The organism is Acinetobacter seohaensis (assembly GCF_056431365.1).
Genome location: NZ_JBWKMK010000040.1, coordinates 1 through 10,758 on the forward strand (window position 1 = coordinate 1; position 10,758 = coordinate 10,758).

The following is a 10,758-nucleotide window of genomic DNA, read 5'->3' on the forward strand; positions in this document are numbered from 1 at the left end:
TGGCCAGAAAAATGAGTCGTTCTCGCTGTTCTAAACTAAGTGGTACAGAAACAATTCGAGGCATGTGTGAACATCTGTTAACTAAAAAAACTTTTTCGCATGATTAGTTATTTTTGTCAACTTATTAGCTACAACATTTTTCAAATGGATGGACTGAAATACATTATTCCATTAAGTGAAAAAAGAGAAAGAATACTACAAACCTCATTTTTATTTTTCAATGAGAAAGAATCTAAAGAGCAGTGGTTAGTTAGGGAGGGGAAACAGGTAAAAATTATGAATTGGGATAGCAAAAAAATGGAATTTTTTGCTAAAGGGGTAAAATAACCATGAGTAATTCACCACAAATAAGAACTACAAAAACTATTTACCCTCAAATCTATGCTTATATTACACCTAGCTACCCTAAAAATGATGGGTGGATAAAAATAGGCTATACAACACATAAAGATGTAGACATTCGGATTAAACAGCAGACCCAAACAGCCAATTTAGATTATGAAAAGCTATGGTCTGCGCCTGCAAAATTTAATACTTCAGATGATTGGTTTAATGATAAGCAATTTCATCGCTATTTACGGATGTTTAAAGAAGTTCAACAACGTCAATCGACTGAGTGGTTCTACTATAATGGTACACCCGAACAAGCGTATGTTGATTTCACAGACTTTCAAAATAATCAATATCAGCAAAGCAAGGAAAAATTAGATTACCAATTGCGCTCAGAACAACGGGCAGCAATTCAACAAACCCTAATTTATGCCAAAAATAATCCACAAGGTGAATTTTTATGGAATGCCAAGCCTCGTTTTGGTAAGACCCTAACGACTTATGATTTTGCACGTGAACTAGATGCAAAAAAAGTATTAATTGTGACTAACCGACCTGCGATTGCGAATTCATGGTTTGATGATTTTGAAAAATTTATAGCATGGCAGACGGACTTTGCTTTCATCTCAACCAGTGATTCACTTAAAGACCGCCCAGTAATGACACGTGATGAGTTTTTGGCGCAAATCTCCAGTGGTAAAAACCGCATGCTTGCCTTTATTTCATTACAAGATTTGAAAGGGGCTATTTCTTTTGGTGGAATTTATAACAAATTAGCATGGGTAAAGGAGTACCAATGGGATTTATTGGTCATTGATGAATCTCATGAGGGTGTCGATACCTTCAAAACGGATATTGCCTTCGAAAATATCAATCGTAATTTTACTTTGCATTTATCGGGAACGCCTTTCAAAGCTGTTGCATCTGGTAAGTTTGGTCAAAATGCAATTTATAATTGGACATATAGTGATGAACAACAAGCTAAGGCTGAATGGGACAATATCGAAGAAAATAACCCTTATGAGAAATTACCTCGCTTAAATTTGTTCTCTTATCAAATTAGCCAAATGTTGAGTGATACGGTAAATAAAGGGGCTGATATTGATGGGAGAAATATAGATTTTGCTTTTGATTTGAATGAATTTTTTTCAACTAATGATAAAGGGAAATTTACCTACGAAGCTGATGTAAAAAAATGGTTGGACTCACTTTCTCGTAATCATAAATATCCATTTTCAACCAAAGAGTTGCGAGATAAATTGAAGCATACCTTTTGGTTGCTTAACCGTGTTGATAGTGCCAAAGCTTTACAAAAGCTGTTACAGCAACATCCTGTGTTTGAAAATTATGAAGTAGTTTTAGCTGCTGGCGATGGACGTAGTGCTGATGACCAAATCATTAACCAAAATTCTCTTGAGCGTGTGCGCCAAGCCATCAAACAACATGATAAAACCATCACCCTTTCAGTAGGACAACTTACTACAGGGGTTACAGTTCCCGAATGGACAGCTGTGCTGATGTTGTCGAATATGAAATCGCCGAGTTTGTATATGCAAGCGGCATTCCGAGCGCAAAATCCGTGGACGTATGTGGTTGATGGGGAAATGCGACAAAAAGAAAACGCCTATGTGTTTGATTTTGCGCCTGAACGAACGCTCATCATTTACGATGAATTTGCTAATAATTTGTCCAGTAACACCACAAATGGCGGTGGAACAAGCACAGACCGTAAAGATAATATTCAAGTTTTGCTGAATTTCTTTCCTGTGATAGCCGAAGACGACCAAGGGCAAATGGTTGAACTTGATGTTAATCAGGTTTTAACCATTCCTAAAGTCATTAAAGCGCAAGAAGTGGTTCGGCGTGGTTTTATGTCGAATCTACTTTTTCAAAATGTATCAGGGATTTTTGCATCGCAAGAAGTACGGGAGATTTTAGAGCAGCTTAATCCTGTCGAAATCGGTAAAACCGTACCACGTCAAACCAATGAACCTATTGATACTCAAGACGTAGAAGTGGATGATGAGGGTGAAGTTAGAGTGGCGCATGACATTGTCATTGCTCAAACCCAAGCTCGTTTTGGTGAAAAAGTTTATGCCGACATTGGCAAAACTGTGGAAAGTATTACGAACAGCTCAAGCCAAAATTTATCCAATGCGGTTGCCACAGCTTTTACCAAAAATACGCAAGACATTGTGAAAGAGTTGGCGAAAGAGCAAGGGTTGACTGTAAAAGTCGCTGAACAAGTGGTGCAACAATCCGCCAATGCCATTGCTCGTGAAGTTGCTGTAGTGCAAAAACAGACTGAAATTAAACATAAAGAAGCTGAAATTGATTATCGGAAAATGGTGACTGAAGCAAAGCATGATGTTGCCAAAGTTGCACAAGCCACAGCAGTTTATGAAGCGAAGCAACAGCAAGTTGAAGATGACTTTAAACAGAATATCGCAGCAACGGTTGCTCATAAAACACAAGAGTTGACACAAAACACCACGCAAACCATTTTAGAAAAAGCCGAGGAAAAAAAGAAAAATCATGTTGAGGATGACGTTCGTGCTCGGTTACGTGGTTTTGCTCGCACCATCCCGTCATTTTTAATGGCGTATGGGGAACCAACAACCGCCCTTGAGAACTTTGATACAACGATTAAGGATGATGTATTTCAAGAGGTCACAGGGATTTCTTTAGCGCAGTTTAGAGCCTTACGTGATACTTACCATTTCTTTGATGAGATGGTATTTAACCAGTCGGTACTTGAGTTTTTAAATAAGCGTCAAGCACTTGCCAATTACTTTGATGAAAGCCAAGCCGAAGATATTTTTGACTATATTCCACCGCAACAGACCAATCAGATTTTTACCCCGAAGAAAGTCGTGAAAATGATGATTGACCATTTGCAAGCCGAAGACCCAGATATTTTTAAAGACTCTAGCAAAACCTTTGCTGATTTATATATGAAGTCGGGTTTGTATTTGACTGAAATCGTCAAGCGTTTGTATGTGGGTTTAGCACATGAAATCCCTGACGACCATGCACGCTTAAAGCATATTTTAGAGCAGCAAATTTATGGTTTTGCACCCAGTGAAATTATTTACCGTATTGCACGTAACTTTATTTTTGGTTTTGATGAACAAGCCAAAAATATTAATGACTCGCATATTGTTTGCCTAGATACCACGCCATTTGCCAAAGGGCAAGGCAACTTTGAAGCGAAATGTGATGAACTGTTTGGGGAGAAAAAATAATGAAATTTGATGTTGTGGTAGGTAATCCGCCGTATCAAGAGTTATCATCTGTTAATAATAAACAAGATGCTGTCTATAACTATTTTTATGACCTAGCTGAAAAGGTCGGCTCAAAATATTGTTTAATTTCACCTGCACGGTTTTTGTTTAATGCAGGTTTAACAGCAAAGGACTGGAATAAAAAAATGCTCGATGATGAACATGTCAAAGTTGAATATTATGAACAAGATTCATCGAAAATTTTTCCTACTACTGATATTAAAGGTGGAGTTGTCGTTATTTATAGAGATGCTGAGTTAAAGTTTGGTGCGATAAAAAACTTTATTCCTGATGAAAATTTAAGAAAACTAGCATCTAGGTTTAAGGCTATCCCTTCTGAAAACTTGCCATCAATCATGTTTGGAGGTCGTTCTGATTTAAAGTTTAATGAGTTGTTTCTTAAGGATTATCCAGATTCACCAGAAAAACGGCTTAAACAAATTCAACGTAAACATCCTGAAGTGGTAATCTTAGGTAAAAATGAAGAGTATGAATTAAAATCATCAACTTTTGATTCTTTGGATTATGTTTTTCTGGAAAATGAACCTAAAAAATCCCAAAATTATTGGAAGCTATTAGGGATATATAATGGAAGTAGAACATATCGCTGGATTGATAAAAAGTATATGGATGCTCGTTATCCATTAAGTAATAATTTAGAAAAGTTTAAAGTTTTTGTCCCAAAAGCCAATGGTTCAGGTGCTATTGGCGAGGTATTAAGCACACCTTTAATTGGAAATCCTTTTGTTTCAGCTACACCAACATTTATTTCAATTGGTGCATTTGATACAGAAATGGAAGCTAAAAATTTAATGAAATACATAAAGTCTAAATTTTCACGAGCTTTGCTTAGCATCTTAAAAATTACACAAGATAATCCTCCTTTAAAATGGGCACATATTCCCCTACAAGACTTCACCCCAAATTCTGACATCGACTGGAGCAAGTCTATCCCTGAAATTGACCAACAGCTTTATAAAAAATATGGTTTGGACAAGTCCGAAATTGATTTTATTGAAACAAAAATAAAGGCGATGGAATAGTAACTTTTTAAGTCCTCTCTATTAAAGCTTTGTTATTGATTTTAGAAAAGAATGCCGAGTTAGCCTCGGCATTTCTTCTTTCAGATAGAGTTACATAAAACAAGAAAACTAAAAAGTAGCTTTTAAGCGATTTTCGTACTCTAACAAATTGATGTAGTGCTGTTCATCTTCATTCAAGCACCATACCGCCGTATTGATAGGGACAATGGCTTTATGCATCTGACTAAATTGATCTGCTGCAGCAAGGGTAGCAATATCATCATTGGGTACGGTGTAAGCCTCAACCACATTTACAGGGTATTGGGTACGCATATAAAAATCTGTTTCACTTTCACCGCTATGTAGTGCAATCACACGTTCAACAGCGGGCAAGTAGACGCCGTAACCTAGCCATGCATCAATTTTATGTTGTGCGAGCATATCAGCACTTTTTCGGATATTTTCAATAACAGTACCGAGTACGTCCTTAGAACCTCTTTCCGTGAGTATGATGCGGATATTGTCTGCAATCGGAGTAAGTTCTTCTATATTGGGTAAGCATTTATTAATCATAAAAATTCTCCATTTTAATTGTTCTGATATGCACAGGCTTATTTTATGTGTTCAAGTAAACCATCTTTTTGTTTATCAATATATACTTATTTTTTCACTGTATTTAACAGACAAAATCGATTAATATTTAAACTGTGATGCAGCACGTGGGGTTGGCTACTAGCCACCTTGTTAGCCTCTGCATGGGTGCTTGGTTTGTAAGTAGTAGCATTAAACGCCTCGATTTATTTCGGGGCGTTTTCTTTTGGGTGAATATTTCCCCAGTAGCTAACAGTGATACTAAAATTTAGCCCTTAAAAAAGTGATACGGCTTTACTAAATCAGGTAAGTTGTATTAAAACTAAAAATTATACTGCGGTACAGAATAAATTTTTAAATTAATGTTTTATACCGATTCTGCGTGAATGTGGGCATATCATGGAATTAAATATGCTTGATCAGATTAATCACAAAGATGATGAAGCCGCCAGTGTTACGATGACCCATTACCAAAACGTGCCGAAGCCTGAAAAAGTTTAACAAATGTCAGACGTTGAATTATCGAAGCGCCACGATACGGATTTATGGCGCGAGATTCGCAAGCTTTACGAGTCTAAAGCAAAGCCAAGCTATGAGAAAATTAAAACAATACTCATGGCAGAATGCGCTTTAGATAAATTTCCGTCAGAATCAACAGTAAAGCGCCGTGCTAAGTCGGAAGAATGGATTCGCGCCCGTACAAGTGAGGAAGTGCCCGACGCCAATAGGTTTGGTGATGACTTTTGGGAGTGTGTAAGAGCTATCTATGAATCTAATCCTAAGATGACGCATAGACAGTTAAAGGATTTAGTTCAAAACGAGTTACAGATTAGTGATTTTCCAACACATCAAGCATTGGCAAAAAGAGCTAAGCTTGAGGGGTGGGAGCATGCAGATGAAGCACTAAAAAAAAGTGACCTAACGTTACAAAAACAGGCAAATTGTATCAAAATAAAAATTAAGCAGCAAAAAATAATAGACAAAAATAATGATAATAATCAATTTGATGATTATGTTGAGGATGACTATGCGGCGCACATTAGAAAGATAGTTGAAGCAGAAGAAACCCGTTTCAAAAATGTCACTATGAACGCAAATATTCGTACTCAAAAATTGGCAGAAGTTATCATAAAAAGCCGAAAACGGATGCGTACGATTAATGAGATTGGTGACCTATTAAGTGATGAATTAATCAGGATTGGCGCAATTATGTCTTCACAAGAATTTTTGAAGATATGCCCACCCCATGTATATGAACTATACGCAGCACAGGAAAGAGCTTTAATGCGGGCTATGTCTGCTTATACGCAATTGACCGAGAGCCGCCGTGAAAGCATTAAGTTTGAATTATCACTATACGGCGTACAAATGGAAGATTTACGTGACAACGATAACGAGTCGCGTATGAAAGACTTAAACGATGATGCAGCGTACGAGAAGCAGAAACAGCGCTTATTGGATGAATGCATAATGTTAGCCAAACGGCGCGCCTTTATTGATTCAGGCGGGTTACAGCGTGAAGTAGATGCGGAAATGCAGCGGCGTATGGATGAAATGAACGAATATGATGACGTGGACAGTGTTGAAGATGATGAATACAGCGGAATTGAGTAGATTGTTGTAATTATGTGGGTAATAACTACGAGGGGAGAAAAATAAAAAACCCGTTTCAAAAATGTCACTATGAACGCAAATATTTAATCACTTATAGGATGGTTGTTTTAGTGCTGATTGTGGGATGCATTAATATTTCAGATAACAGGTTTGGCATGGCTGTATCACGTTATTTACGAACACAGTGCGCCGTTTAAAAAACGTAATACTAGGCTCAAGATAAAAAAGGTAGTAAAAAATATGACACAGCATGAATTAAATGCAGATATAAAGAATACGCGCCCATTTTTTGATGAAAAGCGGCTCTATAAAGTAGTAGGGGAGAATAGCCGCCGTGCTAGAGAAATTGCAGGGCTTACCCGCCGCGATGCATACACACGGGTTTGGGGGAATGGCATAGATGAAATGCCGCCTAATATTATTTCTATACATGAGGATGGTAACAAGAAAATTGACCTTGCCACCATTTACCGCATGTGTATTGAGTATGGTTGTAGTGCTGATTATTTGCTGGGTTTGAGCAATGAATTTGAGCGTGATTTAGCGGCATCGTATAACGGGCTTGTATTTAACTCTGTGCGTGGTTCAGTCTTAGAGGCGACTGCGCGTATATGTGACAATTTAAATGGCTTACTTGACCGTTTACCACCGTTTCAAGGCGAGTTGTTGCGTAGTAGTGCCAAAAATGTTGTGGAAACAATGGAACGCTTACAAAAGAATGATGAATTTAGTACCAAGTACCCCGATTTAACGGACGCCGTATATGACTTACGGGAAAAGGTACAGATGTTTGATTTATATTTCGCAAAACAGATGCGTATCATGGAATTGAATATGTTAGATCAAATTCACCATAAAGATGATGAAGCAGCCAGTGTTACCATGACCGATTATCAAGACTTGCCTAAATCTGTAAAATATTAGAACAAATTATTGTATCGATACCGATAGCCAAACTGGTTAATATTTAAACCGTGATGCGGCACGTAGGGTTGGCTACTAGCCACTAACTTAGCTCCCGCATGAGCGGTTAGCTCATAAGTAGTAGCATTAAACGCCTCGATTTATTTCGGGGCGTTTTCTTTTGGGTGAATATTTCCCCAGTAGCTAACGGTGAATGGTGAATATTGAAATTTAGCACTAAAAAAAAGTGACCTAACGTTACAAAAACAGGTGAGTAGGGTCAAAACCAATAATTAAACTGCAGCACAAAATAAACTTTTAAATTATTTTAAATCAATGTGATGAATCAAAAAAAGCATGGTGGTTTTGCACATTTTGAAAATGGCAGAAAAGACAAAAATCCGTTTCAAAAATGTCACTATGAACGCAAAAAATATATATGTTTTCAATGTTCTTTGTCTGCAAAAATGTCAAAACAAAATAACTAAATTACAGCTACTTATTGCTAAAAATAACTAAATTATGTCTAAGGTTTTGTCTAATTAGTCTTTGCCGATCTAATGCGGTCTAAGATGTCCAGTTATCAAGTAATACTTGAATACTGATCTGCAACAAACACACCAACCATGACGTCCCAGTCTGTCGCTTTGCTTTAAACTTTCATATTTAGCCATATATACTAAATGTAATGGTATGTATAATTCCTTGCCTTTCAGTGATAGTCGTTGTAATTCATTGAACAATGATTAGAAAGTTTGATAGCCGATTTAGGCTCAGTGTGGACTGTTTTTCCGCATTTACTTATAGGAGGTACAGCATGGCTCATTCTGCACTTCAAGTTGCTAGTAAAATGATTGAGTTAGGGTCAAAAAAAAGCCCTCCTCAGCAATATACACCTATGCAGCTCTTAAAATTAGTTTATATTTCTCATGGCTGGATGTTAGCTTTATTCAATCGTCCTTTGGTCATGGAAAAAGTTGAAGCATGGAAATACGGTCCTGTCATTCCAGAACTTTATGAGAATGTTAAGCACTATAAGGCAAGTCCTGTCAAAGAGCTTAGAGTTCATACAAATGATGATTTTGATCCACAAGAGTTAGGAGTACTGCAATATGTCATTAATGCATACGGACATATTGACGGTATTACTTTGTCACAAATCACTCATGCTCCCAATACACCTTGGTCGATGACTTATGACCATGTAGATTGGGGTAATGAAATCTCAGATAATCTAATTTCGAATCATTATAAATTGTTACTTGATGACTTGAAAAATAAAGCTAAAAAGACACAATCGAGCTAAAAGTTATTGAAATGACAGAAATTATTGACCCAAATAATTGCTCGGAAGACCTCAATTTCCTCATGGACCATGTAGAATTGGTTGATGAGGAGATTAAGCAATGGATTAATGAAAACCCAAATAAAGAAAAAGCCTTATTGGAGGACAACTCCCTTAAGAGCAAAACGTATAAACAAATATCACACCAAGATCTTGTAAACAGGCAAAAACTCTTACATGAAAAGGAGGAGCATGCTTTACGGAAACAGCATTTAGGTTTCTTATCGAAAATAACAATTTATTGGTTGGGTCTAATTACAGTGATTAGCTTACTTCAGGGCTTTGCAGGCGTAATGCCCATTGAGATTCATCTTAATCCAATTGAGCGTGCCAAGCTTCCGCTGACTGTAGAACCTACTGAATTTAAATTATCAGATACGGCTTATATTGCTCTTATTACAACTACTACAGCAACAATTTTAGGTCTTTATACGATTGCCGCAATATGGCTCTACAAAGGCAAGCAAGAGGATAAAAAGCAAAAAGTGGATACAGAAAATAGTTCTGAAGAATGAAATCTTAGTTTTTATTGAAGACTGGATTTTTTTTAAAAATACTTATACGCACAGTGATAATAATGGAAATTACAAAAAATTTAATTGCTAAAAAACATACTTTTGCTAAATGTGTCATCTGTAAATGTGTATTTGGGGAGGATGATAAAAATCCTAAAAGTGATGAACATATTATTCCTGAGTTTTTAGGTGGTAAGTTAAAGATTGGGATGCTATGCAAGATTTGCAATAATGCAATGGGAAGTGGTTTTGAAGATAGACTTGCCCAGTCTTTTTTAGGCAAAGCTCATGCCAATAAGTATCAGATCAAGGGCAAAAGTGGAAAAGTGCCAAACTTTCCATTAGTAGGTACTTATCAATACGGCGATAAAAAAATATTTTTCACTCCTGATTATAAAATTAAAACTCATTATTCTTTGGAATGTATTCAAAATGATGAGAAAGGAATAGTATTTTCTGGCCATATTGATGCCACCGATTTAGAAAGTTCGAAAAAGCAAGTTGTAGCTAGTGTAATTAGAGCTTTTAAGAAACAAGATAAAAAAGTGGATGAAGCAGATATCTATAAACAAATTAATCAGATAATAGATAACTCAAAAATAAATATAGAACACAATCCAGTCATTCATGGAAATATAACGATAGACTTCAATGATATTGAATCATTGCTATTAAAAATTGCTTATGAAGTGCTCTGTATACACTTTGGTGAAATAATTACAAATGATGAGTACTTTGATGTCTGGAGAACATCTTTACAAGAACAAAAAATAGAGCCTGCAATTCAGTATGGATATGACAACTTTTTTAAAAGAATTGCACCTATTGTAGATATGTTTGTAAGCGTCCGCTGAACACACCTTCTGAATTCATCCTATAAGCCTTAATTTAGTTCCCACCTAAAAACAAGTGGGGACTTAAATTTATGACTACAAATAATCAGACATCCATCGCATCTCTTGCGAAAAAACGAAGAACATACAGTGCTGAATTTAAACAGCAGATCGTTCAGGCTTGTAAAGCACCGGTAAGCGTCCGCTGAACACACCTTATGAATTCATCCTATAAGCCTTAATTTAGTCCCCACTTAAAAACAAGTGGGTACTAAAATTTATGACTACAAATCACCAGACATCCATCGCATCTCTTGCGAA

At 36.6% G+C, this 10,758-nt stretch carries 9 protein-coding genes and 1 pseudogene; 8 read left to right on the forward strand and 2 right to left on the reverse strand.

Going from position 1 to position 10,758, the window contains the following annotated elements; genetic code table 11:
* Positions 1-64, reverse strand: a pseudogene (locus AC07E5_RS06635) (helix-turn-helix domain-containing protein); the annotation flags it as partial.
* Between the two features lie 80 nt (positions 65-144).
* Here AC07E5_RS06635 and AC07E5_RS06640 point away from each other — a divergent pair.
* From AC07E5_RS06640 to AC07E5_RS06650, 3 genes are read left to right on the forward strand one after another with little or no spacing between them, the layout of a single operon-like run.
* Entirely contained in the window at positions 145-327 is a 183-nt protein-coding gene (locus AC07E5_RS06640) for a hypothetical protein (RefSeq protein ID WP_498625071.1), read from the forward strand.
* A 2-nt stretch (positions 328-329) separates the two neighbouring features.
* Positions 330-3,575, forward strand: coding sequence for a DEAD/DEAH box helicase family protein (locus AC07E5_RS06645; protein ID WP_498625072.1), 3,246 nt, complete (start codon positions 330-332; stop codon positions 3,573-3,575).
* Positions 3,575-4,657, forward strand: a complete 1,083-nt coding sequence (locus AC07E5_RS06650; RefSeq protein WP_317028191.1) for an Eco57I restriction-modification methylase domain-containing protein — start codon at positions 3,575-3,577, stop codon at positions 4,655-4,657. Before AC07E5_RS06645 ends, AC07E5_RS06650 begins: the two co-directional genes overlap by 1 nt.
* 108 nt (positions 4,658-4,765) lie before the next feature.
* Here AC07E5_RS06650 and AC07E5_RS06655 read toward each other — a convergent pair whose 3' ends face one another.
* On the reverse strand, positions 4,766-5,209 hold the full coding sequence (locus tag AC07E5_RS06655) for a hypothetical protein (RefSeq protein ID WP_317028192.1): 444 nt from the start codon (positions 5,207-5,209) through the stop codon (positions 4,766-4,768).
* Positions 5,210-5,731: 522 nt separating this feature from the next.
* Between AC07E5_RS06655 and AC07E5_RS06660 the strand changes: the two genes are divergently transcribed.
* The 5 genes from AC07E5_RS06660 (at position 5,732) to AC07E5_RS06680 (ending at position 10,458) form a co-directional block, all read left to right on the forward strand.
* Entirely contained in the window at positions 5,732-6,841 is a 1,110-nt protein-coding gene (locus AC07E5_RS06660) for a hypothetical protein (RefSeq protein ID WP_317028193.1), read from the forward strand.
* Between the two features lie 240 nt (positions 6,842-7,081).
* A complete protein-coding gene (locus tag AC07E5_RS06665; protein ID WP_498625074.1) occupies positions 7,082-7,765 on the forward strand; it encodes a helix-turn-helix domain-containing protein in 684 nt (227 codons plus the stop codon).
* A 796-nt stretch (positions 7,766-8,561) separates the two neighbouring features.
* Positions 8,562-9,050: a Panacea domain-containing protein gene (locus tag AC07E5_RS06670; protein WP_498625075.1), complete on the forward strand. Its 489-nt coding sequence runs from the start codon at positions 8,562-8,564 to the stop codon at positions 9,048-9,050.
* 11 nt (positions 9,051-9,061) lie between these two features.
* Positions 9,062-9,604: a hypothetical protein gene (locus AC07E5_RS06675; protein WP_498625076.1), complete on the forward strand. Its 543-nt coding sequence runs from the start codon at positions 9,062-9,064 to the stop codon at positions 9,602-9,604.
* 62 nt (positions 9,605-9,666) lie between these two features.
* The gene (locus tag AC07E5_RS06680) at positions 9,667-10,458 is read left to right on the forward strand and encodes an HNH endonuclease (protein WP_498625077.1); all 792 of its coding nucleotides are present in this window, start codon (positions 9,667-9,669) and stop codon (positions 10,456-10,458) included.
* The last annotated feature ends 300 nt before the right edge of the window (positions 10,459-10,758 follow it).